We start from the raw sequence: 25377 nt of genomic DNA, 5'->3' as shown, positions 1-25377 counted from the left end.
GGAGGTTAAACAACCATGAAAATGCAAGTCTCAGCATATGACAGATCAAAAGGTTCTTCTGTTGAATACCGATTAGAATTATCAAAGGCCCATCTCTATGCCTTCTTTGGAACCATAGTAGCCACCACAGCACTGATCTGTTGGGTCAAGAAAACAAAATAAAATATCCACCAAAGAATCACTAACCGTTGCTAATCCAGCCAATCTAAAACATATAAAAAGAGACTGAGACAAAAGTTCTCAGCCTTATTTATTTGGTCAATTTTATTTGCTAGGCGCAGTGGTTGGGAGTAAGACTTGTTGGCTATGCCAACTTTAGTCTTACCCCTGCACAGTTCATTAGGTGCTTTAGTACCAATGAACCACTGCTGATTGGTAGTCCTTATCCCTTGCCATGCAAGTGATAGTCTCTAAACATCCACTGGATGTTTAGAGCTTAATCAACTGTGCGGAGGTGGGAGTGAAACGGTCTGGGGAGAGACCGTTTCAGGTCGAACGCCTAGAAATAAAAAAGCGGAGAGAAATCAAATTCTTCGAATTATTGATTTCTGTCCCACTCTCTTTTTACGGTAAACGATTACCAGCACTTCTATAAATATCATACCACTCAGGACGAGTGAGCTCAAAATCTTCAGCCTGAGCAATACGCTGCAGGCGCTCTGGATTCATCGAGCCAACAATCGTCTGTATCTGAGCAGGATGACGCAGGATCCAAGCCACGATAACTGCTTCTGTAGAGACTTGATACTGCTTGGCATAGGTTTCAATCTTTTGCGTCAGCTCCTGATAATCAGCACTTCCCATAAACAAGCCTCTACCAAGATCAATCTGAAAAGGGGACCAAGCCTGCAGGGTTACCTTATTGAGTCGACAATACTCAATAGTACCATTATCACGGTCGACACTAGCAGCATTAGTCATATTAACATTGAGACCAGCATCAAGCATGGGGGTATGAGCCGGAGAAAGCTGCATTTGATTGACGACTAAAGGTTCCTTGAGATAAGCCTGCAAAAGCTCCATCTGATAGCGATTGTGATTGCTGACACCAAAGTGCCTAACCTTGCCAGACTCCCTCAAACGATCAAAAGCTTCTGCCACTTCTTCTGGCTCAACCAAGGCATCTGGACGATGAAGCACCAAAATATCCAAATAATCGGTCCCCAAGCGCTCCAAAATACCATCTACCGATTCCAAGATATGCTCTTTGGAAAAGTCAAAGTAGCCCTGCCTAATGCCACACTTAGACTGTAAAATAATAGAATCACGTGCAACTTCCAAGGTTTTCAGGACTTCACCAAAGCGGATCTCTGACTGACCGCCACCATAAATATCGGCATGATCAAAAAAATTAATACCAGTTTCCAAAGCTGTCCCAATCACACGTTCTGCCTGAGCACGCTCCAAATCCGCCATACGCATACAGCCCAGTGCAATACGAGAACCTTCAAGACCTGTTTGTCCAATTATTTGCTTCATCAGTTTCTTCCTCACTAGTAAGATGACTAGCTAAATTATACAAAAATATGTAAGCGATTTCAAATATCTGCTGTCAAGAGCTGGACAACAAAATCAAAACCGTGATTTTCTCACGGTTTACTGATTGAGCCCACTCTCCTTTTCATCACTCTTCATCTTCCCGATACTCCAAAATATCTCCTGGCTGGCAATCCAGTTCCCGACAGATGGCTTCAAGAGTCGTGAAACGAATGGCTTTAGCCTTACCGGTCTTGAGAATGGAAAGATTGGCAGGTGTAATGCCGATACGCTCAGCCAGCTCACTAGACTTCATCTTTTTCTTAGCCAGCTCAACATCTAAATTGATAATGATCATAAAGCCACTTCCTATATCGTAAATTCATTTTCTTTAGCGATGGCAACCGCTCTTTCTAGCACTACAGAAATCACCCAAACCAAAAGTGCAATTAAGATATAAGCCAAGTTAAATAATGAAATATCATCATTCTCCATACCGACACTAAAATTAATGATACCTGATCCACCTGTCAAAAACGACGCTAACAATAAGTATAGACTAGTCCGACGAGCTAATGTGACATTTTGATCTGTAAAAATATGATCATCAAGCAGATTCCTCAAGAATTGCTTGATATTTCTAAGAATTAATACAGTTGTTACAAAATAATAGAGGATACTAAATAATAATAAACCAATACCCCACCAAGAGACTTTATCAAAATCTAATCCCCTACTAATCTCATCCCTAAATTCTGGCATAAACACAGCAACACCGCTAGATATCACACCGATCAGAACCAAAATTCCCAAAAGTAAATAGTTAAATCCTAATACAAGGTTTATAACATAGTAGATCGCTTTTATAAGTTTGTTTTGTCTAGACATCAGAGAACTCCTTTATTCATTTTTATTTCAGATAGACCTGCAAATTACCATCCACCTCTATCTTGGCTTGGCGCTTAGTATTGGGTCCAGATTTTGGACGGTGAGTGATATCACCTGCCCTACTCGTCAGATTAAACTGACCATCAAAGCTCTTTGGCAGGGTAACAGCCGCATCTCCATTATAGCTCTACCACCTTCTATTTAAATTCACGCTTATAAAATAAGCCAAAGCCTAATACCGCATAAATCAGACTAGCAAAGAGAGCACAGATAACGGTCTTAGTCAAATAGACACCAGTCGGATCTACCTGCCCCAATTGATTAAACATCAAATAAGGCATAAATACAGAGGTCTTAAAGGTAAGAGCCATCAATAAGGTAAAAAGATTATCAAAGAGCAGGGCCAAGAGCAGATAGACCGTATAAGATTGGTAACTGCGCTTGAAAAAGTTGAAAATCAAGCCAATCAAGCTAGAGATAACCAGATAGATAGGCAGTTGGTAAAGGAAATACTTCATGGCTACTCCAAGATGAGCATGCCCAGACCAAATAAGAAATAGAAAGCTCGTCAGGACATAGGCAAGGAGAACAAATAAGATACTCATGCCTAAGTGGGCAACCCATTTGTAACTAAATACCTTCAAGCGATCTTGACTCTTAATCAAAAAATTATTGACAGTCCGATTAGCAAAATCCTCTCCGAAGAATATCTTAGCCGGCGTCACTAAAAACAAGGGCATCAAACTAGACCATACAGAGATCGCATTGACCATGGCACTATCTGAAACATCCTTGCGATAGACATAAGCAAAGATCATAGCAAACACCAAAAGCAACACCAGAGATACTAAAGCCAACTTCTCCTTAACAATACGATAGAGATCTGCTTTTATATAATTCATGAGAAATCCTTCCTTTCTAATCAAGTAAGTTCAGATAGTAATCTTCAAAGCTACTACCAGCATGGTAAATATCAGTAATTTCAATCTCCTTATCCAACAAATCAAGAATGATCTGATGCACAGAGCGATCCGGATCCAGAACGATCTTATCATCTTGCAGACTAGGATTTAGTCTCAGCTTTTCCAATACGGAAAAAGCTAAGCTATTATTGGTCGTAGCTAGGTAAACTTTTTCAGAGACAACACTCTTGAGTGCTGATTTTTCAATATCCTTGATAATCCTACCCTTATGCAGGATCACAAAGCGATCCACCACCAGCTCTAACTCTGATAAAATATGGCTGGAAATCAAGATTGTAATACCATACTGATCTCTCAGCTGATGGATAATATCCCGCATCTCCTTGATACCTGCAGGATCTAAACCATTGATCGGCTCATCTAAAATCAGAAAATCTGGAAAATCTAGAATAGACAAAGCAATAGCCATGCGCTGGCGCATACCAAGTGAAAAGTCCTTGACCTTCTTCTTACGGTCGACATTGGCTAGCCCCACCAGATTCAAAACTTCCTTAATCCTTTGATCTGCCTGTTTAATCCCGATTTGTAAGGCGGAGTATTTAAGATTAGCAAAGGCTGACATATTAGGATAGAGGACAGGCGACTCGATAAGAGCGCCGATTCTATAATTAGACGTTCGAGTGATCTCTCCGCCATTCTTGGCAATCAAGCCTGATAAAATACGGATCAAGGTCGTCTTACCAGCACCATTTTGTCCCACTAGACCTAATATCTCACCTCTGTGAATAGGAAAAGAAACATCTGCTAAAACGCTATGTTTCCCATAGGTTTTAGTCACGCCTTGAATCCTTAACAACAAGTCTTTTGACATAAGATTTCCTCACTTTATCTTTTTATCGATATGTAATTATCGTCTTTCGATAATTACATGTTACCTGAGAAAAAACCTTTTGTCAATAAAAAATTATTAAAAAACGATAATTTTTTGAACAAAAAAGCTGAAGTCTAAAACCTCCAGCTCTATAATATTTAATCAAAATTTCCGCTCTCTTTTAGGTGGGGGAGCAATAGTTGCCAATTAGGATCCGTCTGCCAGTTAGGATCTTGAACGATCTGAGCAGCCATGCGTCTGGCTTCTTCTAAGATATTATAATCTTCCACAATATCAGCCACTTGAAATTCTGGAATCCCTGACTGGCGCGTCCCAAAGATTTCCCCAGACCCCCGCATTTTGAGGTCTTCCTCAGCTAGGGCAAAGCCGTCCGTCGTCTCACACATAGCTGTCATCCGACGTTTTCCGACCTCATTTTTAGGATTGGCCACCAAGATACAGTAAGACTGCTTATCTCCACGACCAACTCGCCCCCTAAGCTGGTGGAGCTGGCTGAGGCCAAAGCGATCAGCATCCATGATAATCATAACCGTAGCATTGGGAACATTGACCCCAACCTCAATAACCGTTGTAGATACAAGGACTTGTGCTTGCTGATCTTTAAAGGCCTGCATGATAGCATCTTTTTCTTGCGTTTTCATCCGCCCGTGCATTAAGGCAACGCTGGCACGATCACCAAAGTAATCAACCAAATCTTGGTGAAGTGCCACAGCATTTTTTAGATCTAAAGCCTCTGACTCCTCTATCAAGGGTGAAATAATATAGGCTTGAGCCTTTTTATCCAACTCACTACCTAACCAGTCCAAGACTGTCTCGAGCTGTTCATGCTTGACCCAGCGTGTGATAATAGGCTTACGCCCCGCTGGCAGCTGATCAATAATAGACACATCCATCTCACCAAAAGCCGTAATAGCTAAAGTCCTTGGGATCGGTGTTGCCGTCATCATCAAAACATCAGGATTATCACCTTTTTCACGAAAGACCCGACGTTGATTAACCCCAAAGCGATGCTGTTCATCAGTGATGACCAAACCCAGCTTGTGATAATCCACTCCATCTTGGATCAGGGCATGCGTCCCTATAACCATATCAACTGATCCATCCGCAATCCCTGACAGGGCCGCCTTTTTAACCGCAGCTTTCATCCCTGAGGTCAAAAGGGCAATATTGAGTTGAGGAAAGAGAGCTATCAAGCTCTCAAAATGTTGCTGAGCCAAAATTTCAGTCGGCACCATAAGCGCTGACTGAAATCCCGCAGTATAGGCCGCATACATGGCTAGACTAGCTACTATTGTCTTTCCAGAGCCGACATCTCCTTGAAGCAATCGATTCATATGGGCACCTGATCGCATATCAGCCAAGATCTCATCGAGACTGCGCTTTTGAGCAGCAGTCAGCTCAAAAGGCAACTGAGCTACTCTTTGTGCTAACTGATCGTGATCATAGGCTATCGCAAGACCGCTGGTCTCAGACCTATTAGCCGATTTGAGAACGTGAAGGTTGAGTTGAAAATAAAAGAGTTCCTCAAACTTAATACGTCGCAGAGCCTGGTGGTAGTCAGCTAGATCCCGAGGAAAATGCATAGCCCTAACAGCTTCCTGGCGTCCCATAAGACGATACTTATCCAACAGGATCTGGGGTAGACTTTCTCTTAACTCATTCAGAGCACCGCTGTCAAAGGCAGAGCGAATAGCCTTGATCAAGGCAGTTTGTGAAATGCCCTGAGCCACATGGTAAACCGGTTGCATATCATCTTCTATCTGGGCTAAGACCTTGATCCCAGTCACAGCAGACTTAGCTGCATCCCATTTCCCAAAGATCGCCACCTCTGCTCCTAGCTCAATCTTGTCCGCCAGATAAGGCTGATTAAAAAAGCTAACGGCAATGACCGCTTCGCCCTGCTTAATCTTGAAAGAAAGACGATTGCGCTTAAAGCCATAATACTGGACATTAGCAGGTGTCACGACAGTCCCTGTAATAACAGCCTTCTCCCCATCGACAAGCTCAAAGACCGATCTCCTCTTAAAATCCTCATAACGAAAAGGAAAATACAATAGCAGATCCTCAATAGTAAAGAGTCCCAATTTAGTAAATTTTTCTGCCGACTTAGGGCCAAACCCCTTAAGTGCAGCAATTGGTTGACCTAATAACATAGAACCATTATAGCACGTGAGCCCCAGGCAACCAAAGGATTTTATTAGAGCAAACAAAAAGCACCTCCTAAAAGAAGATGCTTAGATAACTTTCGATCATTATCAGATACTCTAACTCTGTTATATCATCCCATTACCAGCAGTTTACTCGGTAGGAATGAGATGGGTAATGAGCTCCTGAGTAACCGAAGCATGAGGCATAGTTATAACTACGGCTATAGCTGGTACGTAGGCTATATCTTGAATATGAATAGCTGCTGTACGACAGACGTGAGCCATAAGGATAGCAACCAGCTGCTACATAATAGTAGGTTGGTGGGCAATAAGATACAACATATGTTACTGGTACATAGGCAACATAAGTATACTTAACTGGGATGTAGCATCTGTAACCATTTGGCTTTTGTGGAACATCCTTAGTTGGCTCTTCTGGAGTTGGTTGCTCTGGAGTCGGATTTTCTGGAGTTGGGGTATGCGGAGAATTACCGCCAGGAATCGTTGTTGGAGCATTTTTTTCATAAGTATAGGTAACAACAATTGTACCACGAGTAAATTGACCTGATGTATTATCACTTGAACTTACATAAGAATAACCATCAAAGTTTGAACGAGAAGTCTCGTAAGACTCACCTTCTTTACCGGCACGCGCTGGCTCTTCCTCAAGCACAACACCATCAGTAGTAACATGACGAACCACAACTTTTCCTGTAAAAGCAGCTTCTGCAGTGATGCTGTTTCCATAGATATTAGCTGTGTCATTATCGTGCTCAGTTGTATAAACAAGATTTCCTGATGGATCAGTAATTGTCAACTCAGTATTATTGATTCCTGTAATTTTTTTACCATCTTCACTGATTTCATCAGAACTTGGTGTATAGCTTGCTTTTAGCTCCAAGGCAAATTTATTAGTCTTTTCGAGACCCTTCAGCGATTTAAGAACAATAGACTCACCATCATTTGAAATCACTTCAAAGATAGCTTGTTCACGATCATTTAAAATGATATTGTGAGCATTTACAACAGTATCATCATAATAACCACGCTGTGAATCTTGTTTGAGAATATCACCAACTTTATTGGTCAAGGTCACAAGAGCAGTACCATCAACTTTAACCGTAATTATTGAACCTTCTACGATTGGATTGTTAGCACTATTTTTTAAAACAACCGCAAACTTACCATTGGTCAATTTCAAACCATTTTCAGCTGATTCTACAGAGTTTAATGGGCTAGCTACTTCAACAACAGTCTGAGGAATGCTTTCTTTTCCGTAGGCACCAACTTTAACCTCATCAGTAGCTACTTCCTTACCACCGGCAGCGATCTTAGTAACATAAGCATATTCGACTGATGACAGTAAGTGAGTATAGTATTGATTGGTATAACCAAATTTATAGGAAAGATCAATCACATCCTCAGCTGCTTTATTGAAAACAACACGTAGTTTAAAGCTATTAGCCATAGTCTCTGCTGATAGCTGTTGATCTTCCACAGAGTTATTATCACGAGTGTTATTTTGTTGATTATTGAACGGCTCTGATTCTTTACCAACCAATTCTAACTTACCAACAACTGTTCCATCAGCAATGGTCACATCTTTACCATTTAGACCACCTAAGGGCAGGTTAGTGAAAGTATAGTCAATAGTATCACCTTCTTTAACCTTTGTATCCACTTTTGTAGATACCTCAATGGATGCACGTGATTCAGAAACAGTTGTTTGCTCGTGGGTTACGGTAGCTGTCGTTGTGTTGGCTACTGATGCAGCCTCTTCTTGAGTCTCGGGTGCAGCAGTTGTCGAAACAGGAGCTGATGCTTCTGCAGGCGTTTCTACTGCTGCAGTATCAGCTGCAATCTCCGCCAAGGCAGCTTCAGAAGTTGAACCTGTTTGACTGTCAACAGATGCTGTCAATGAGAAGGTTGCTGAGTTTTCAGAAGCAGCGGGAGCCACCTCATCCCCATAAACTGTTTGTGAACCTGCTATGGCAGCAGTCGCAAAAAGCATCAAGACACCTGCAAGACCAATATCTTTAAATTTCTTTAAGGTACCATAGCCTTTAGCATTAACTTGTTGTTTCATATAAAATTCTCTCCCTTTCACGCTCTTTTGAGCGTCATAATTATAATTCGCAACTTCTTATTAATTCAATGAATAGCTCTCTCATCAACAGAGCCAAATTCCTAAACTTGTCTCTCATCTCAGGCTTAGGAATTAACTCTGCCTCCCTCTTAATCCTTTGAACAGGGAACTCTCACCTTCCCTATTCAATCTGAGTTATTTATGTCCTTAATGGAAATTGCGATTTTATTGTATCACCACATGTCAGTATCGTCAATTTATTTGACTTCAAAATGTAATCTTTTAGTTACATTTAAGAAATATTACATTTCTCAATTTGCTGATAGGTCATTGCTTAAACATCAATAAGCAGCCCACTTTTGAAAAAAATAGTTCTATTGAAGGATGATAAAGATAAAATCCCTTCCATCCCTTAACTGTGAGGTCAGGTGTATTTAAACCAAGCAAAAAGGACCGAATCCTGTCCAAAACAGAAAAATCAGTCCTTGAGAATAGGTTTAGTCAGCTTTCAAAAATCAGCCAGCCATTAAAGATTTGTAGCTGAGTGAATACGTTGCCCATCTACCTCAAACTCAACAGGTAAAGGTGTCTCTTGGTAGCCTTGAGCTGCTGCTTCTTTTAGATCTTCACCATAATTGTTGGTCAGATAGGCTCTATAGTCTATTGGCGCAAAAACCTCATAGCCAGAAAAAGGTAAGGGATAGACTTCGTCAAAAATGTGACGATCCAACATCTCACCAAAATAGCCCTTGGCAGCACCAGGAAGACTGACCTGTTGACTAGAGGTATCACTATAGCTGCCATGCCACTGATAAGCACGGGCATTCCAGTAGCTGTAAGACTTAACACTAAAGAGAGTCCCCAACACTTGGATACCTAGCTTAGCGCCGAAGGAATGACCAGCCAGCTGGTGGTGGCCATCATGCGTCAAAAAGACACTAGAAGCGACGATATCCAAAAGCCGACTCTCAAATCCATAGTAAAAACGCTTGAGGGGATTATCAGGAACAGCTTCAATGGTATAAAGATCCATATAGAGTTTTTCCGCATAGGTCACGGGAGCATGGGTCTGTCTATAGAGCGAATCCTTTAAATAGAGACGAGGATGGCTGACCTCCTGGCCTGCTTGTCCTATCTCAGGTATCATGAGCTCATAGCGATCGGATCTTGACAAAGCTTTTGCCAATCTAGCAACGTCAGACCGATAAAGGGCCATCTCTAAGCTGGCCTGACCCGGTAGAAAGCCATAAGCCTCACTAGCCCCAAGCAGGGTATCTCCCACAGCATAGAGACTAATCCCTTCTCTAAAGCACAGATTAGTCACATCTACTAACATAGATAGCAGATGCTCCTGCATGCGTGTAATGACAGCTGAGTTGCTCACGTCACTTTCTCCTTACTTTTCTTTAGGTGGTTTTGGTTAATCAAAACTTAAATCATATCTGCTTTCCATTATACCAAAAACCTCCCAGATAGTACCTCCATATCTCAAAAAGCAAACTTATTTTTCTAATGCAATCACTCCCTAGCTAAAAATCTCAGCGATACCAGCCATACCAATCGTCCTCATCAATCACACCACTATCTGATGCAGTGTAAGAGCCCTGATGTCTAAACGTATTGCTTTCAATAGTGATGTGATGATCACGTAAGTAAGTCGGGCTCTTAGAAAATTTATTCATATGGATAGGGTAAAGAATCCGCCTATCCATCCCTTCAGCATAAACCGTATGATCAAAAGTATTATGGACAAATCTAATATGATGATAATCAGCATTGCCATGCGTATGAGATCCCAAGGTCGGACCATAGGGACGCTGCACTCGTCCAGTGATATTCCCCTCGATGAGTTGTTGCCCCGATGGACCATGGTAAGGAAGAAATCTGGACTGCCTCACTGTAATATAAGAGGATGGTTCCTGATCATAACGGTCAGTCTTCCAGAGCACAGTCTTTGAAAGATCCAAGCCCCCAAAAGAAGTCTCAATAGCACTATCGACCTGTATGGCCTCAGAATAAAGAGAATGCGGTGACCTCTTGTAACGAGCCTGAATATCAGCTGAGGTCAAATCCTCTCCACCATAGCCTTTAAATGTGAGACCTTCAAAGCTAATATGACGGCTCCCTGCTAGATCAAAAATATGATCATCAGACTTATGAGCATTCTTAAAGGTCATGTTTTTAAAGACCAAATCACTAGCATGGAAAAGACGAGTATGGAAGTGGCCGCGCCAGCTATACGGTTGAAAAATTTCACCTGTCTGCTGATCTGTCTGCTCATCCATACTTCCCGTAACAATAAGATTAGATAATTGACTCGCCCTGCCCAGTCTTGTCTTATGACTTCCAGCGATATCCCAAGTAAAAAAACCTCTCTCTCCGATTAGTATCCTAGAATAACCAAAGTCAATCGATCCCTTCGATTTTTCGGAAATATACCAGAAAGTAGGGGCTAATATACGGTAGACCTTATCCTCAGGAAAAGATAGCGGCCTAGTGTTCTCAAAATAAACGCTGTCCTGACTCCAGTTGCTACCTGTCTTCTCTAAATAGTTGTCAAGGTCTGCCTGGGTTTTAATATGAACAGTCATGTGATTTTCTTTTGATTTAGTTTTGGGACTCATGATCCATAACATCATTAAGCCCAAAAGCAAGAAACAGATAAAGAATCTTTTTTTCATGATAATTTTAGTCGTCACCCTTAAAATAACAAACTTGGCAAAAATCCATAAAACTTAGACAAGGGTCAGGCTTTGATGGGGAGCCCTGCTATTAATTCTTAAGGATCTCCAAAGTTCGCTCAATACCTTCTTGAATAGCAAATCGAGGCTGCCAGCCTAAGGCTCGTAATTTACTGCCGTCTAGACGTGCCTTCGTTGCCTTGCTGTAACCTTTTGCTTCCCTAAGCTCCGGTAACTCAAAAACAACCTTAGTACCAACCTGCTCAGCAATAAGACCAGCTAGATCTTTCAACCTGATATCTGATGTCACATCCGCAATGTTGTAGGCTTCTCCTGACTGACCTTCTGTCAAAATCACCAACAAGCCAGAAATAGCATCAGCCATATAAGTATAGGAATAATATTGATTTCCTTCACTTTTGAGGACGATATTTTCTCGATGAATCGCTTTAAAAATAAACTGACTGATAGCTTTTGTATCTGTTGTTAAAATTGAAGGACCATAAGAGCGGGTGAAGCGTGGAATCACGACATCCACACCATACTGTTCCTTATAGGCTTGACAGAGTGCCTCCCCGGCACGCTTACTCTCAGGGTAACCAGCACGTAAGGTATTTGAATCAATGTAGCCACAATACCTTTCATCAAAAAGCTCTACATCGCCTCGATTTTCGCCGTATATCTCATTTGTTGAAGCAAAGGCAAAACGTTTGACCTGATTAGAAACACAAAGATCCAACATATTTTTTAAGCCGATGATATTAGTTGTAATAGTTCCTATAGGATCTGTCGCATAGGCCAGAGGATGGGTATGGCTAGCCAGATGGACAACAAAGTCTACCTGACGACTAAACTGCAAGGGCTCATTGATATCATAAGAAATAAATTCAAAAAAATCCTCATCAAAATAAGCGAATCGCTCTTGAGCTTTTTCTTGATTTCGACCCAAAGCATAGATTTTGCAGTTAAGATTATCCTGAAAATTCTTTTGGGCAAGCACATCCACTAAGAAAGAGCCCAGTAGTCCTGTGGCTCCCGAAATAAGGATAGAAGAATCCTGAAATTGCTTCCAATCAATCGCCAGCTGTGAGGTGTAAGCGACATCATCTAAATACAGGTCATGCTTATAAAATACCATCTTTCAACCCTACTTTAACCACTTATCCTTATCCGCTTTGAGATAAGCCTTAAACATTTCTAAGTCATCCTTGGTCGTCAACTTAATATTCTTGTCAGAACCAGCTGCGAAATAAAGTTTTTCTCCCAGCTCAACCATCATCGTATTGGTATAAGATGACCCATAGATACCAATGCCCTTTTCAAAAGCTTCCTGATATTTCGCATTCAACAAACCAAAATGATAGGCTTGCGGTGTTGATACACGGCGTAGCGTTTCACGTGGAATATACTTGGTCGTTGTCATCTCATTATCGTCATCAATCACAAAAATTTGTTCATTATAAGGCAATGAAGTGACAGCATTCCCATATTTTTCTGCTTTTTGGATGACGTCAGTCAAAACGCTATCATCTACCAAAGGACGAATACCGTCATGAATGATGATAACAGCCTCATCATCTACTTCCCCTCGAAGATTGTAGATTCCATTACGAATAGACTCTTGACCCGTATCTCCACCAGAGGCTACCCATTTAAGCTTAGTGATATTAAATTGCCTAGCATAGGCTTTCAAAATGTCATGCCAGCCATCAATACAGACTACTTCAATAGCATCGATGAGGGGATGATTTTGAAAGGACTCTAAAGTATAAAGTAAGATCGGCTTATCATAGACATTGATGAATTGCTTGGGAATATCCTGTCCCATACGCGAACCTGTCCCTCCAGCAATAATAACGGCTATATTCATATTCTTCTCCTTATTCTTCTGGTGCTCCACCTAGGTCGATAATATCATATTGATGCTGAACCCTCTTTTCAACGGGGGGCAGATCCATATAGTTGGGCCCGTAAATAGCTGCCAAGTACTCCTTATACTTTGTAGGTACCCTCAGTTGAACACCCGCAAAGTCTAGATAGGCACCTTGCCCAAAATAATCTGTCGGAACAACTTCCTTTAACTTATAAGCCCCTGATAGGTTGCCCGAGAAGGCTTGTGTCATATCATATTTGGATAAGGTTTTGATATAGTATCCTTGCCACCGCTTATAAGGTAAGATTTTTTCTATCTTGGTCACACTAGCAAACTTAATCAAAGCCTTTTCAAGAAATGGTCGATTGTCCTTATTTTGATTGACAATGGTATTGAACTGAGAGAGCTGTACCATCATGCGTGAAAACAGGTAGCGTTTCTCATGAATAAAACGAGAAAACTTCCCTCCCGGCATACCATCTATTGGAAAAATATCAATCCAAATACTCTGATCCTGTGCAACATTACTATAAGTCATGCGGATTTTGGTGCTGGTATCTTGGATATTCATAAAAGCCTTAGTAAATGAAGGCGTATTTTTTTCATTGATACACTTATAAGGTGCTTGAAATTCAGTCTCAGGTAAAGCCATCAGCTTATCGTAGTCTGCCCTAGGCATGCCCAAGTCAATATCATCATCCCATGGGATAAATCCTTGATGGCGCACAGCTCCCAAAAGCGTACCACCCAAGGCAAAATAGTGAAGACGGTGTTTTTGGCAAACTCTGATGAACTCAGTAAGAATCCCGATTTCCTTTTTCTGGATGATCTCAAGACTATTCATTGATTTTCCTTCCTAGTCAAAGCTAATTGATACAGTTTTTCATGAAGCATGAGTGCTGTCATAGCTAGCTTACGCCCTCTTTTAACATAGGGATTTTTTAGAATATCCAGGTAATGACGTCTGAGGTACTTGATAATGCCTTTTTTTTGGTCATAATCACCAAAGTCTCTCGCCTGAAGCATCTTGTCTAAGACATAGAAACGACTCCAATACAAACGGTACTTGGCTCCATCTCTAAACTTAGGATTATCCTTTAGGCGTTGATAGTTGGCTTCATGAGCGTAGATGACATTCATATCTTTTGGAAGATAAGTTGTATTGACGATACTGCCTTCTCGCTTTATATAATAATACAAGGGTTCCATAATACCGACCGCCTTTTGACAATCTAAAAAGTAAGGAATGATAAAGAAGGCATCTTCGTAGGTCTTTCCAACTGGAAAAGGATATTTTAAAGCAAGTGCTCTTTTATATAGCTTGTTCCACAAATGCATGGTGACATTGTTAGAATATAGGACATTCTCAACCAACTCATCACGGCTTAAAACAACTTTCCCCTTATTAGTATCATAGTCTAACTTTTTAAGCGCACCATGGACATGATAGAAACCACAATAAGCCACGTCAGCATTTTCCTTCATGATTTCATGATAAAGACGCTCATACATGGTTTGGTCAATATAGTCATCCGAATCAACAAAGCCAATATAATCAGCTCTTGCATGTTCTATTCCGACATTTCGAGAATCACTAACGCCCCCATTTGGCTTATGGATTACCTTGACACGCTCATCTTGTGCAGCAATACGATCGCAAATCGTTCCAGACTGATCGGTGGAGCCATCATCAACCAAAATAATTTCTATATTTTTTAATGTCTGATTCCTAACAGAATCAACACTTTTTTCAAGGTATTCCTCAACATTATAAATTGGAATGATCACTGATATTAGCGGCTTTGCCATCTCTTACCTCGTTTTAGTCATGCTATCATTAGCGAATGCCTTTTGTCCTAGCATACTTAGCCAGTAAGCCAAAACAAAAAGCATGCCCAATAGACAAAAGACCAATTTTTTTACTATTAGCCTTTGCTAAACGCCAAATCTCAGGATTCAGCTCTTTAACCATTGACTGATAGCTTAGATATTCCTGCTTAGCTTGCTTGGTATCGTCCATGAAAAGACTGATATTGGTATCCAAGGCTACCTCTGTCTTGCTTAATTGATTTTCCAGTATTTTTAAGCGAACAGAATTAGGGTGGCTTGAGGCCAATCTATTATACAAACGAATCAGCTGATACGTTACCTTGCGGTGCATCTCACGGTTCTTGACAAAATTAGCAGGATTAACGCTTTGCTCCGCTGTCCCCATGCGGTAACAATAGACCTTATAAGGAAGATAAATAGCAGTTTCAAGATAGGGCATAGGAAAGCTAATATACTCCATATCGACATAGAACATCTTTTCATCAATATGAATGCTATGCTCTTTTAAAATACTAGTTTTAAAAGTTGTCGCATGCATCATAGGAAGACGGCCCGCTTCCTCAAGCAGCTCATCATAGCTTTGAAGTTTCTCAGCAGTAATCGGATAAGATTGCTCTACGATTTCATCTGTATCCATATTATGATCTTCATAAGGAGAGATGACGATATCCGCATCAATTTTTTCAAGGTGCTCGACTAAGGACACAAGTTCCTCTGTATTGACCCAGTCGTCTCCATCGACTACCTTAAAATATTTACCTCTGGCTACAGCCATACCACTGTTAATCGTTGACCCATGACCGCCATTTTCTTTATCAATAACCTTGATGGTTGCTGGGCATTTTTCCTCATATGACTTCGCTTTAGCAAGAGTGCCATCCGTGGAACCATCATTAACTAGCAGGATTTCCAGCTTGTCGTTGATACGCTCGTCGAGAAGCGTCGGCAAACAAGTATCCATATAGCTTTCAGTATGGTAAGAGGGAACAGTAATGGTTAAAATTTTTGTCATATTGGATTATCCTATCATTTATTTAAAGTGACGTTTATCTCGTAAATAAGCTAATCTTGGGAGATAAAGGACAAGATTATAAATCATGTTTGTCTTGGGACTGCTATCTAAACTAGTAAAGAAATTCCTTTTATTGGTCGCTGCGATCTGACGTAAACGACGAGTTTTAGCCTTATCATGCTTATGCATGAGCAAATTAGCTCTCAAATATTGAATGGCAATGCGCCCCTTCCTAGCAAGAACAGCCTTCCTAGCCCTGGGTAAGTCAGACGGTATTAATTGTTCAATGCGATCCATACAGTCTAAAAAATTGTCAAAATACTTATCATAACCTGCTTGCAGACTAGCCAAGCGAGTCTTATTACTGCTATTACTAAATATCATATAACGGTAGAGAGGCTCATTCATTAGCTTGACTCTTCCTGTCATCGCTATCAGATACTCTGCCACAAAGAGAAGATCCTCAGCCATGAAGATTTCTCTGTTAAAGACTAATGAGCTTCCTTTGATAACACTCGCTAAAAACAGCTTATTCCACAGATAACCCTGAGGACCTTTTTCTGCTATGAGATATTCCAATGCCTGATCCTTGCTGAACATACCTGCTTTGATAGAATAGACTGTCTTCCTTTGCTGCTCCCTATCTACTGCAGTATAGGAGCACACTGCCAAGGCAACACTCGGGTCTTCAAATGCTCCATAAAGTTTGGCTAAATAGTCTGGTTCAACACTATCATCCGCATCGACAAAAGCTATAAAATCACCACTGACATGGCTTAAGCCTAAATTCCTAGCCGAAGAGACTCCTTGATTAGCTTGATGAAGCACTTTGATAGTCAGCTCTTCATGACTAGCTTTTAAAGCATACAACTTATCCAAGGTTTGATCCGAAGAACCATCATCGATAAAAATCAATTCCCAATCAGCATAAGTCTGCTGAATAAGACTATTAAAACAAGACTCAATCGTCTCCTCTGCATTATAGCAAGGAATGATCACACTAATCATGTCAATTACTCCTAGTCAAATTTTTTATACGCAATCAAATGCGACGGCACCTGCTTTTCTTTTGGAGGATATTTAACGATATCTCCATACTGGATATGAAGATAATATTCCATATCTTTTGGAGCTGGATACTCAGCCTCTCCAAACTTGACCTTTTGAAGAGGAAATACACGTTTCTTTTCAAGGAAATAGTGCTTATTTTCACGGGTGCTGCAGCGATAATCCAGACGCATATACTTAGCCTGAGGATCTATACGGTAATGCTTTTCGAGACTGCGTCGATTGAGCTTTTCAAAAGGGTAGAATTTACAGACATTGTAAAACATCCGACTGTAGAGTTCTGCCTGTAAGCGCCATTTGTGCTTGAAACCTGTTTGATCATAGCTAGGAATATCGGTGTCGTCATATACAAAAATGTCCACAAACATCCCTTGATAGTCATTAGACTCTGAAGACCAGTAACGACCATCATTGAGATAAGAATGCTTATCTCTTAGTTTATAAAATTTGACGCTATTAAATCCCTTATCATTCCCATAGGTTTGAAGTACCATATCCTTCCATTGAGGATTGAGGGCTTCTAACTTATTCCAATTTTCACGAGTCATAGCCAAATCAAGATCATCATCCCACGGGATAATAGCTTGGTGGAAATAAGCACCGATCAGTGAACCACCTTCCAACCAGTACTCAATGCCATGCTGCCGACAGAACTGATCGAAATCAGCCAACATACGATAGTGAATACCATTGATCTCCTCTTTTTTCTCCCAAAATAAATCAACCTTTACACGGGATTGAATTTTTTGATGATGCTTTTCTAATAAGCGCTTAAACATAAGGTGTGTTCCCGTAGACTTTCTAATATTTATTTTCTTAGGATGATGTAACGTGCTGGATAAAAGATAAAATCAACATAAGGTAGTTTTGTCATTAAATAAATGGCAAAGATGCTACCAAACCAACCTGCCAGTAGTCCTAATGGCAAGTGCAAAAATAGATTACTTATTCCAAGTTTTAACAAAAAGATACGTGTCACACTGACAATCGGTGCATGTAGAATATAGATGACGATACTATCTTTTCCGTAGCCAACAAAGTATTTTTTCATGCGATTTGTAGGAAATTTAGCAAATACCATGAAAGCAAAAGGCACAACTATGAAGAAAATGGCACCCCAAAATCTTGGCAGTGAATAGGAAATACGATTAGTAAAATCAAACTGATACCAAATCACAAGATAGGCTAAAATTGCGAGGCTCAAGGTTGGTAACCAGAACTTCACATTCTCAAATGACACCTCTCGAAGCAGACTTCCTAGCATAAAGATAGATGCCCACAGACCAACACGCTGAACTATCATCAAGTCACTTGGAAAAAGGTTAACCGCTAAAAGCATGGCAAAAGTAATACTAAATAAAATCTTTTTATCCTTAATCCAAATAGACAATAATCCTAAAACAAGGAAAATCCCCCATAGTACATAAAGGAACCAAGAAACACTCAATGGTACCTTATAAATATTAACTAGGTCTGATAAACTGGTAGCATCTCTAACACTCCCACCACCGACTTTCTGGAGTACAAAATGGATAATATTATAAGCGATATAAGGAATTCCAAGTTGTAAAGTTTTTTGCAACGCAAAATTTATATAACTACTAAATGATTGTTGAAATTTAAAAAAATAACCAGATAATGCAAAAAATACAGGGATATGGATAATATAAATAGACTGAATAGCTACCCAAAGACTATCTTTGAAATTTGGAAATCGCTCTGATTGGTATAATCCTAAGAGAACATGCCCTATTACCACTAAAAAGATTGTAAAACCTCTTCCAAAATCAATCCAACTAATCCTAGACATCTTTATTCCAACATTTTTTTCTGTCACTGATAACAGTCTCCTTTATAACACCTTATCTGTATAATTTAATTTTAAGTTTTCCAATTCGAATTGATTTTTCAAAAATTAGCCCAGACAATATATAAGCAATAAACAACATGCGGATCGTGTTAAAATCTAATATTGTTTCAAAAAAGCGATTAGAAAAAATCAACATGATTAGATCGTTAAATAAAAATGCGTATAGAAACAACCTAAAATCTATTCTTGATAGACTAATAATGCCATATTTGAGCTTATTATAGGCATAAGCATAATAACCAGCAATTATCGAAATAAGCGGAATAAATCCGAATAAGCCAAAATCATATATAAACTGATAAAAGGTTGTATAAACATTGCCCAGACCATATGTCGCATTATATCTAACAAAAGGGATGTCTAAAGGTATATGAGGAACCTTTTGTATATCCCATAAATAATGATAAAGGCTAATAAATGTCTGTTGACCAAAATTCTGTTGAGGTATTGGAAGATTATGCGTTTGTATAAAAACATCTAAATTATACAGTGGCGCTCCTAAATAGATAAATAAATAGTGAAAGCTATTAATCTCACTATAAGAATTAGTTCTTCCAAATAAGCTCAAGGTCGATAAGAACAAGAATACTATAACGATAGCAGCAGTCAACAATCTCCTGAGTAATTTTTTATCAATTTGAAAATGATTATTTTTCTGATAGAAGTAATAATAAACTACTCCAAAAAACGTTATAACTCGGAAAATCCCTGAACGACTACCAGAGAGATAAGACAAAATAATCATCAAAACAATGACTAAGAAATAAAGAAGATTTGCCCGTTTTTTTATCACTAAATTATTAGCAAATACGTATACCGTAAGGTATCCAAAAGCTTGTGCAAACGTATTAACAATATTATAAATCCTAGATTGAAATATTCCCAAACTACGATAACGTTGCATATCAAACTTAACTAAATTATCAAATAGGGCAATTTTTTCACTTAAGCTACCATTGCCCAATCCAGCTGCACTTGCAACTCTATCTAAATGATTATACTTCAAGTAAATAGCATAAATAAAGACTACAATAAAAATGAGAACCAATATATTTGAAATTTTTAGTGCTTTTAATGGTTTCTGCTGTTCCAGCTTGACATCCAAACTATAGCGAGAATTTTCAATTTTAGAAAATAGCAAGGTAAGTCCTGTAAATATCATAAAGGATGCTACAAGGATTAATAAAACTTCAGCATGAAACTGTAAATCTAGATAAAACAATGCGAACAAACATACAAGTGCCTGCACAAAAAACGTTCCCGAAAAAATAATTGCAGGACTCAAGAAGTCATTATTGAACAATCTAAAATTAAAAATAACAAAAAATAATGCGACAGCTAGTATCAAGAAAAGCATCAAAAACTCCTAAATAAATAATTATAGGGCATTTCTTACCCCACTTCTTTCCTCACACACTGTAGGGCAGCGGCGATGACTTGGTGCATATCGTAGTAGCGGTAGTGACCGAGACGTCCACCAAAAATAACCTTATCTTGCTTTTCAGCCAGATCCTTATAGGCCTTATAGAGGTGATTGTTGCGGTCATTATTGACAGGATAATAGGGCTCATCCCCACGATGCCAGGTCTTAGAGTATTCCTTGGTAATAATGGTTTTCGGTTGGTTCCCAAACTCAAAGTGCTTGTGTTCAATAATACGAGTATACGGTGTATCTGCATCTGTGTAGTTGACCACGGCATTCCCTTGGTAATTTTCCATGTCGAGGGTTTCGGTTTCAAAGCGCAGACTGCGGTATTCCAGCTCACCCAGCTCATAATCAAAGAACTGATCGATCATACCGGTAAAGACAATCTTAGGAAAGTCTGCCAAGTAGTGATCCTTCTCAGCAAAGAAATCAACCCCCGTCTCTACATCAATATTGATATGATCCAGCATCTTCTCAACGATCTGAGTGTAACCCCCGATCGGAATTCCTTGGTAGGTATCATTGAAATAATTATTATCATAGGTTAAGCGCACCGGCAAACGGCGGATAATAAAGGCTGGTAGCTCAGTGGTTGGCTTGCCCCATTGCTTTTGCGTATAGTCCTTGATCAGCTTTTCATAGATATCGGTACCCACCAGAGAAATAGCCTGCTCTTCCAGATTTTCAGGTTTCTTACCACCTAGAACTGCCCGCTGCTCCTCAATCTTAGCCTGAGCTTGAGCTGGTGTCACCACTCCCCAGAGCTTGTTGAAGGTATTCATATTGAAGGGGAGATTATAGATCTCACCCTTGTAATTCGCAATGGGACTGTTGGTGTAGCGGTTAAATTCCGCAAACTGATTGACATAATCCCAGATTTCTTTGTCTGATGTATGAAAGATATGCGCACCATACTCGTGCACTTGAATGCCTTCTACCTCTTTAGTGTAGATATTCCCTGCGATATGGTCACGCTTTTCAATAACCTTGACTCTCTTGCCCTTGAGAGCCGCTTCATGGGCAAAGACAGCCCCAAATAGACCTGCCCCAACAACTAAATAATCATAGTGTGTCATGATACCGTTTCCTTTACTTTTTAAAAACTTGCTTCATATTTTTTACCAAAGAACTTAGCCATAAGAAAGCCCATGCCTTTCTTCCAGAGATTGACCTTCTCCATATAGATAAAGGGGACTTCCTTGACGCTCAGACCTTGCTGTCCTAACCAGACATTAAAGAGTATTTCACTGACCCGGCCAAATAATCTAGCCTCAAAAGGCGTCAGCTTATCCGTCTCAATCGTCTCAAAAAGAGCATCAATAATAGGAAAGAGCCAAGCGCAGTAAGCATCAGCATTTTCCTTAGACATGATAAACATGTTAAACATATAGCCTGAACGCTGCTTCATGACCTTATCATAGGCTGAGAGATAGTCAGAACAGATGTGCTCAATAATCTTGCGAGTCTCATCCAGATGCCTCCCATCAAAGGTATGAGCATAGTGGGAGTACAAAGTTTCGATGTAATACCTACGACGACTCGGCACGATAACCTCAGCTTGACCTAAGAGCCTATCAAGATCCTCTTGGTCAAGGATCAGCTCATCCATAGCCAGACCTTCCTTATAGCTCACGCGCTTTTTAGCAAAATAACGCCGATAATGAACAAGCCCCAGATAATCACAGTCTAAGTTTTTCCAAGCCCAGTAAAGACCAGTCAGTTCACTGTAGTAGGGATTTTTTTCTGAGATATGATCCCCAGTATTATCCGGTCTAAAGCCGATAGTGTCCTTTCCTTGAGCACCGACCTGAATAGGCATGTAGAGATGCTTATCCTTAGGCACAGCAAAGGGTTTGTGGGCTGCAACCAATAATGTAACGTTTTTCACGCAGTCTCCTTACTTCTTGTAATAACGATAAAGATAGCTAGTAAATTCTTCCTTGACCAGGCTTGTCATCAAAAGGTAGCTAGATCCAAACAGCATGGCACTGATCAGCAAAGTCAGAAAAGTCGATGCTTGCCCTAAAAAGTACTGACTCATAAAATAGGTCACAAAGCTAGCAAAGACCACTGCTAGAACCACCTTATAAACCTTGATCTCTGATCGAATCTCCCAGAGAAAGTCTCGCAGGACATAAATCTGATACAAGGTCACCCCTGCTTCAGCCACCAAGGTCCCTAAAGCTGCACCAGCTGCACCATAGCTGGGGATGAAAAGCAGGTTAAATGCAATGTCGATCACAGCCCCCAGAACTACAGACTCTAAGACCTTGTGCTCTCGATCCATCGGTACCAAGATCTGAATACCTAGGAGGTTAGATACCCCGATCAAAAAGAGAGTAGGCATGATGATCTGCATCGGAATGACAGAGCCCGCATAAGCACTCCCCGACAAAAAATAGATCCCTTCTCTTGCAAAGAGAATAAAATAAGTACTCAAAGGAATGCCAATAAAGAGGACAAACTGTAAGGAACGCACCGTCAGACTGCGAAATTCATCTGAGCGTCCTTCCTTGATATAAAAGGATAAACGAGGCAGAAGGACACTCCCCATAGAAGTGACCAAGCTGACCAAAATCCCCTTGATTTTAACAGCAGCATTATAATAACCAACGGCCTCATCCCCCTTCATAAAGCCAAGCATGACACTATCGAGGTTGGTATAAACCGTCGTTGCAATCGTCATCATAAAAAAGCTCATAATAGGCTTAAGATGCCGTTTATAATCCTTACCAGAATACCATTTCAAGCTGACATAGCGTCTAAGGTTAAGGAGATTTAAAAAATTAGAGCCAACACTAGCTAAAATCGTAATCGCACCGTAAATAACATAGTCACCCTGCTGGTGAACCAGCAAAAACATAAGGAGCAAGGCTAGCAATTTAAACATAATAGAACGCACGGTGATATACGTATACTGCTCCAACCCCTTATAGAGCCACTCACAACCCATCAGATTAAAGACCAAAATAGCTGTATTAATCATAAAAAGGGTCCGATCCGCTGCCATACGTGGCACCAGAACAATCGCTAGCAGATAGAAAAGCAAAGAGACGCCCATAGCCACTGTATTGATGACCAGGATCTCCTGAACCGTCTTTGATAGTTCTTCCTTATCCTCTCTAACCTTAGCGGTAGCCCGAATCCCATAAGTCGGAATCCCAAGCATCCCGATCATAGCAAAGTAGGACACCATAGATGTCGCAAAAGCAACCTTACCAGTCCCCACTGGCAAAAGAATACGAGATACATAAGGAAAGGTCACCAATGGGAAAATTAAATTCGACATCGTCAAAATAAAATTCATGACAATATTTATTTTAACGGAAGTTTTTTTCACAGTAATCCCTCAATTTTCTAATGGTTTAATGAGCACCTGTCCTGGTCAGGACGTATTTGATCGTCAGAAATAAAATCTTAATATCTAATCCAATTGAAAAATTGCGCGGATAGTATAATTCTAACTCACAGCGCTCTGGATAGCGAACATCGCTGCGTCCGGAAACCTGCCACCATCCTGTCGCACCAGGCTTAACAGATAAAAGCTCCACTTGCTCCTGATCTGTATACTCTTCTAGCTCTACTGCTAAGATCGGACGAGGACCAACAAAGCTCATCTCACCCTTAAGGATATTAATAAATTGCGGAAATTCATCCAGACTGGTCTTACGGATAAAATCTCCAATCTTGGTCAAGCGTGGATCCTGACCTTCTGGAAATTTATAGCCATTGGCTACATAAGTCTGATAGAGGGCTGGATCCTCTTTTAGCATGGCTTCAGCATTTGTTACCATAGAGCGAAACTTAATAATCTTAAACGTCTTACCCTTATGGCCCATACGCTCTTGCCTAAAAAAGACTGGCCCCTTGTCACGTCCAAAAGCGTAACAGATCGCCACAAAAATCGTCAAAGGGATGACAAAAACAACTATGCCAATCAACCCGACCGCTATATCCGCTAGACGTTTAAAAACAGTTTGATACATGATGCGTCCTTAACTTAGTTTCCTACCACTATGACATAAAAAGATCTGAGCTAATGAGCCCCATTCTATATAAAAGAAATAGGGATGATACCTATTTCTGATAATAGCTTTGTCACAATAATAGCACGTGTAATAGTATACCTTAAACATAACATATTATCATCAAACCTCACTTAAAAAATGAGTACCATACCATATTTTTCTAGACAAAATAAAGAGCCTGAACTCGATTAGAACAATTCAGACTCCTAGATATTCAAACTATTTCAGAGAGAGCGCTAGACAATAAATCTTCTCTGTCAAACTCACCATAGCACCGTTCAATCTGATACTTTGTCTTACCAATCATCCACTTATCATCATATTTCCAGTCAAGACGAGTTGTTTTTAGGTATTGAAAGTAGATAAAAGCAAATAAGAGAAGACCGAAAAATACTTTAACAGGTGCCGAAAATCTAATCTTAACCTTGCCTTTCGTTATAATGTTCCTCTCTTTGCTTTTGATAATAGGGCTTATCAGTATTGTAGTAATTGTCATCTAAACCATATGAACCACTTTCTTTTTTCTCCCCAAGACCCATATCAGCACGAATATCACACTCTCTCATCATTTTATAGTAGCATTAACCAGTGAGTGAAGATTAAGCAACTTCCAGCAGACTGTCTTCTAAAAAGCTCAATCTTCTTTTACTGTCACGGAACTAATCTTAACATCACCCCAATTTTTTTCTGAAAAGTGGCTCTTAGTATCTTTTGCACCTATCCATGCTCGGATAACCGTACGCCCTAGAATATCTCTAGTCTGCCTTTGAAAGTCTTTTACTGTCAGTCCTTTGTCTGTAAGTGCTTGCTGAAAATCACTCTTTGTCCCATTATTCTTTATTGTAAGGGTCTGTGACAATGTTTGACTATCTTTGAAATAATCAAAAGAAACCTGTACCTCCAGCTTATCTGTCAATTGGTAATAATAGTAGATAAATATTGGCTCTTCGTCAGGCTTTTGGCTGACCTCTATACTTACGGAGGTGACAGTTTTTGGTAAACCAGTATTTTTCCCTTTTTCATTGCTAGCTGAATAAAAGTATGAATCAGGCGGAACACCATTGTCTTCCAAAAAGCCCTCTCTATAGGAAACTTCCCCACCAAGATTTTCCGCCAATGTCCCATTAGGACGTTTTTGTAAATTCTGAGCCATCTCATCAAAAACATTATCGTAGTG

General features: G+C 40.0%; 25 protein-coding genes. 1 reads left to right on the top strand and 24 read right to left on the bottom strand.

Annotation, left to right across the window (positions count from 1 at the left end; all coding sequences use genetic code 11):
• The first annotated feature begins 15 nt into the window (after positions 1–15).
• Positions 16–162, top strand: coding sequence for a hypothetical protein (locus AC4HAI_RS00125; RefSeq protein ID WP_491079109.1), 147 nt, complete (start codon positions 16–18; stop codon positions 160–162).
• Positions 163–564: 402 nt separating this feature from the next.
• Here the strand turns inward: AC4HAI_RS00125 and AC4HAI_RS00120 are convergent, their stop codons facing one another.
• The 24 genes from AC4HAI_RS00120 to AC4HAI_RS00005 all read right to left on the bottom strand — a co-directional run.
• Positions 565–1479: an aldo/keto reductase gene (locus AC4HAI_RS00120; RefSeq protein WP_491079108.1), complete on the bottom strand. Its 915-nt coding sequence runs from the start codon at positions 1477–1479 to the stop codon at positions 565–567.
• 145 nt (positions 1480–1624) lie between these two features.
• Positions 1625–1834, bottom strand: coding sequence for a helix-turn-helix domain-containing protein (locus tag AC4HAI_RS00115; RefSeq protein ID WP_491079107.1), 210 nt, complete (start codon positions 1832–1834; stop codon positions 1625–1627).
• An 11-nt stretch (positions 1835–1845) separates the two neighbouring features.
• The gene (locus AC4HAI_RS00110; protein ID WP_491079106.1) at positions 1846–2364 is read right to left on the bottom strand and encodes a DUF2975 domain-containing protein; all 519 of its coding nucleotides are present in this window, start codon (positions 2362–2364) and stop codon (positions 1846–1848) included.
• A gap of 197 nt (positions 2365–2561) precedes the next feature.
• The gene (locus AC4HAI_RS00105; protein ID WP_491079104.1) at positions 2562–3266 is read right to left on the bottom strand and encodes a hypothetical protein; all 705 of its coding nucleotides are present in this window, start codon (positions 3264–3266) and stop codon (positions 2562–2564) included.
• Between the two features lie 16 nt (positions 3267–3282).
• Positions 3283–4158 (bottom strand): ABC transporter ATP-binding protein, encoded by an 876-nt coding sequence (locus AC4HAI_RS00100; protein WP_491109937.1) that lies wholly within the window; start codon positions 4156–4158, stop codon positions 3283–3285.
• A gap of 158 nt (positions 4159–4316) precedes the next feature.
• A complete protein-coding gene (recG, locus tag AC4HAI_RS00095) occupies positions 4317–6332 on the bottom strand; it encodes an ATP-dependent DNA helicase RecG (protein WP_491079102.1) in 2016 nt (671 codons plus the stop codon).
• A gap of 133 nt (positions 6333–6465) precedes the next feature.
• Positions 6466–8412: a MucBP domain-containing protein gene (locus AC4HAI_RS00090; RefSeq protein ID WP_491109936.1), complete on the bottom strand. Its 1947-nt coding sequence runs from the start codon at positions 8410–8412 to the stop codon at positions 6466–6468.
• A gap of 526 nt (positions 8413–8938) precedes the next feature.
• Entirely contained in the window at positions 8939–9796 is an 858-nt protein-coding gene (locus AC4HAI_RS00085) for a hypothetical protein (protein ID WP_491079100.1), read from the bottom strand.
• 154 nt (positions 9797–9950) lie between these two features.
• Positions 9951–11003: a hypothetical protein gene (locus AC4HAI_RS00080; protein ID WP_491079099.1), complete on the bottom strand. Its 1053-nt coding sequence runs from the start codon at positions 11001–11003 to the stop codon at positions 9951–9953.
• A gap of 181 nt (positions 11004–11184) precedes the next feature.
• Positions 11185–12231, bottom strand: a complete 1047-nt coding sequence (locus AC4HAI_RS00075; RefSeq protein ID WP_491109935.1) for an NAD-dependent epimerase/dehydratase family protein — start codon at positions 12229–12231, stop codon at positions 11185–11187.
• A 9-nt stretch (positions 12232–12240) separates the two neighbouring features.
• On the bottom strand, positions 12241–12963 hold the full coding sequence (locus AC4HAI_RS00070) for an IspD/TarI family cytidylyltransferase (RefSeq protein ID WP_491079097.1): 723 nt from the start codon (positions 12961–12963) through the stop codon (positions 12241–12243).
• Positions 12964–12973: 10 nt separating this feature from the next.
• Positions 12974–13810, bottom strand: coding sequence for a LicD family protein (locus AC4HAI_RS00065; protein ID WP_491079096.1), 837 nt, complete (start codon positions 13808–13810; stop codon positions 12974–12976).
• Positions 13807–14775: a glycosyltransferase family 2 protein gene (locus tag AC4HAI_RS00060; RefSeq protein ID WP_491079095.1), complete on the bottom strand. Its 969-nt coding sequence runs from the start codon at positions 14773–14775 to the stop codon at positions 13807–13809. The genes AC4HAI_RS00065 and AC4HAI_RS00060 overlap by 4 nt, the downstream gene beginning before the upstream one ends.
• 28 nt (positions 14776–14803) lie before the next feature.
• Positions 14804–15808, bottom strand: a complete 1005-nt coding sequence (locus AC4HAI_RS00055; RefSeq protein ID WP_491079094.1) for a glycosyltransferase family 2 protein — start codon at positions 15806–15808, stop codon at positions 14804–14806.
• 18 nt (positions 15809–15826) lie between these two features.
• Positions 15827–16816, bottom strand: coding sequence for a glycosyltransferase (locus AC4HAI_RS00050; RefSeq protein ID WP_491079093.1), 990 nt, complete (start codon positions 16814–16816; stop codon positions 15827–15829).
• A gap of 11 nt (positions 16817–16827) precedes the next feature.
• Positions 16828–17655: a LicD family protein gene (locus tag AC4HAI_RS00045; RefSeq protein WP_491109934.1), complete on the bottom strand. Its 828-nt coding sequence runs from the start codon at positions 17653–17655 to the stop codon at positions 16828–16830.
• Positions 17656–17684: 29 nt separating this feature from the next.
• Positions 17685–18713, bottom strand: coding sequence for an acyltransferase family protein (locus tag AC4HAI_RS00040; protein WP_491109933.1), 1029 nt, complete (start codon positions 18711–18713; stop codon positions 17685–17687).
• 25 nt (positions 18714–18738) lie between these two features.
• Complete coding sequence (locus tag AC4HAI_RS00035; RefSeq protein WP_491109931.1) at positions 18739–20103, bottom strand: O-antigen polymerase; 1365 nt, start codon at positions 20101–20103, stop codon at positions 18739–18741.
• Positions 20104–20138: 35 nt separating this feature from the next.
• On the bottom strand, positions 20139–21248 hold the full coding sequence (glf, locus tag AC4HAI_RS00030; RefSeq protein WP_491109930.1) for a UDP-galactopyranose mutase: 1110 nt from the start codon (positions 21246–21248) through the stop codon (positions 20139–20141).
• A 20-nt stretch (positions 21249–21268) separates the two neighbouring features.
• Positions 21269–22060 carry a DUF4422 domain-containing protein gene (locus AC4HAI_RS00025; protein ID WP_491109929.1) on the bottom strand — a complete coding sequence of 264 codons (792 nt, stop codon included), beginning with the start codon at positions 22058–22060 and terminating at the stop codon, positions 21269–21271.
• Between the two features lie 9 nt (positions 22061–22069).
• Positions 22070–23518, bottom strand: coding sequence for a flippase (locus tag AC4HAI_RS00020; RefSeq protein WP_491110267.1), 1449 nt, complete (start codon positions 23516–23518; stop codon positions 22070–22072).
• Positions 23519–23537: 19 nt separating this feature from the next.
• Positions 23538–24158 (bottom strand): sugar transferase, encoded by a 621-nt coding sequence (locus tag AC4HAI_RS00015; RefSeq protein WP_491109927.1) that lies wholly within the window; start codon positions 24156–24158, stop codon positions 23538–23540.
• Positions 24159–24619: 461 nt separating this feature from the next.
• Positions 24620–24766 (bottom strand): hypothetical protein, encoded by a 147-nt coding sequence (locus tag AC4HAI_RS00010; RefSeq protein ID WP_491109926.1) that lies wholly within the window; start codon positions 24764–24766, stop codon positions 24620–24622.
• A gap of 68 nt (positions 24767–24834) precedes the next feature.
• A partial coding sequence (locus tag AC4HAI_RS00005; protein WP_491109925.1) for a TipC family immunity protein occupies positions 24835–25377 on the bottom strand: 543 nt, incomplete at its 5' end.

The sequence above is a fragment of the Streptococcus sp. ALY_208 genome (genome assembly GCF_058314295.1).
The sequence above is the reverse complement of the archived record's forward strand: the minus strand, read 5'-3'. Positions and strand labels throughout refer to the sequence as shown.

Excerpts from the sequence above, each read along its gene's own strand:
- AC4HAI_RS00015 (WP_491109927.1), bottom strand. The coding sequence starts at position 24,158 with ATGTATCAAACTGTTTTTAAACGTCTAGCGGATATAGCGGTCGGGTTG.
- AC4HAI_RS00075 (WP_491109935.1), bottom strand. The coding sequence starts at position 12,231 with ATGGTATTTTATAAGCATGACCTGTATTTAGATGATGTCGCTTACACC.
- AC4HAI_RS00050 (WP_491079093.1), bottom strand. The coding sequence starts at position 16,816 with ATGATTAGTGTGATCATTCCTTGCTATAATGCAGAGGAGACGATTGAG.
- glf (WP_491109930.1), bottom strand. The coding sequence starts at position 21,248 with ATGACACACTATGATTATTTAGTTGTTGGGGCAGGTCTATTTGGGGCT.
- AC4HAI_RS00110 (WP_491079106.1), bottom strand. The coding sequence starts at position 2,364 with ATGTCTAGACAAAACAAACTTATAAAAGCGATCTACTATGTTATAAAC.
- AC4HAI_RS00115 (WP_491079107.1), bottom strand. The coding sequence starts at position 1,834 with ATGATCATTATCAATTTAGATGTTGAGCTGGCTAAGAAAAAGATGAAG.
- AC4HAI_RS00060 (WP_491079095.1), bottom strand. The coding sequence starts at position 14,775 with ATGGCAAAGCCGCTAATATCAGTGATCATTCCAATTTATAATGTTGAG.
- AC4HAI_RS00010 (WP_491109926.1), bottom strand. The coding sequence starts at position 24,766 with ATGAGAGAGTGTGATATTCGTGCTGATATGGGTCTTGGGGAGAAAAAA.
- AC4HAI_RS00035 (WP_491109931.1), bottom strand. The coding sequence starts at position 20,103 with ATGCTTTTCTTGATACTAGCTGTCGCATTATTTTTTGTTATTTTTAAT.
- AC4HAI_RS00045 (WP_491109934.1), bottom strand. The coding sequence starts at position 17,655 with ATGTTTAAGCGCTTATTAGAAAAGCATCATCAAAAAATTCAATCCCGT.
- AC4HAI_RS00100 (WP_491109937.1), bottom strand. The coding sequence starts at position 4,158 with ATGTCAAAAGACTTGTTGTTAAGGATTCAAGGCGTGACTAAAACCTAT.
- AC4HAI_RS00080 (WP_491079099.1), bottom strand. The coding sequence starts at position 11,003 with ATGACTGTTCATATTAAAACCCAGGCAGACCTTGACAACTATTTAGAG.
- AC4HAI_RS00065 (WP_491079096.1), bottom strand. The coding sequence starts at position 13,810 with ATGAATAGTCTTGAGATCATCCAGAAAAAGGAAATCGGGATTCTTACT.
- AC4HAI_RS00120 (WP_491079108.1), bottom strand. The coding sequence starts at position 1,479 with ATGAAGCAAATAATTGGACAAACAGGTCTTGAAGGTTCTCGTATTGCA.
- AC4HAI_RS00070 (WP_491079097.1), bottom strand. The coding sequence starts at position 12,963 with ATGAATATAGCCGTTATTATTGCTGGAGGGACAGGTTCGCGTATGGGA.
- AC4HAI_RS00055 (WP_491079094.1), bottom strand. The coding sequence starts at position 15,808 with ATGACAAAAATTTTAACCATTACTGTTCCCTCTTACCATACTGAAAGC.
- recG (WP_491079102.1), bottom strand. The coding sequence starts at position 6,332 with ATGTTATTAGGTCAACCAATTGCTGCACTTAAGGGGTTTGGCCCTAAG.
- AC4HAI_RS00105 (WP_491079104.1), bottom strand. The coding sequence starts at position 3,266 with ATGAATTATATAAAAGCAGATCTCTATCGTATTGTTAAGGAGAAGTTG.
- AC4HAI_RS00125 (WP_491079109.1), top strand. The coding sequence starts at position 16 with ATGAAAATGCAAGTCTCAGCATATGACAGATCAAAAGGTTCTTCTGTT.
- AC4HAI_RS00090 (WP_491109936.1), bottom strand. The coding sequence starts at position 8,412 with ATGAAACAACAAGTTAATGCTAAAGGCTATGGTACCTTAAAGAAATTT.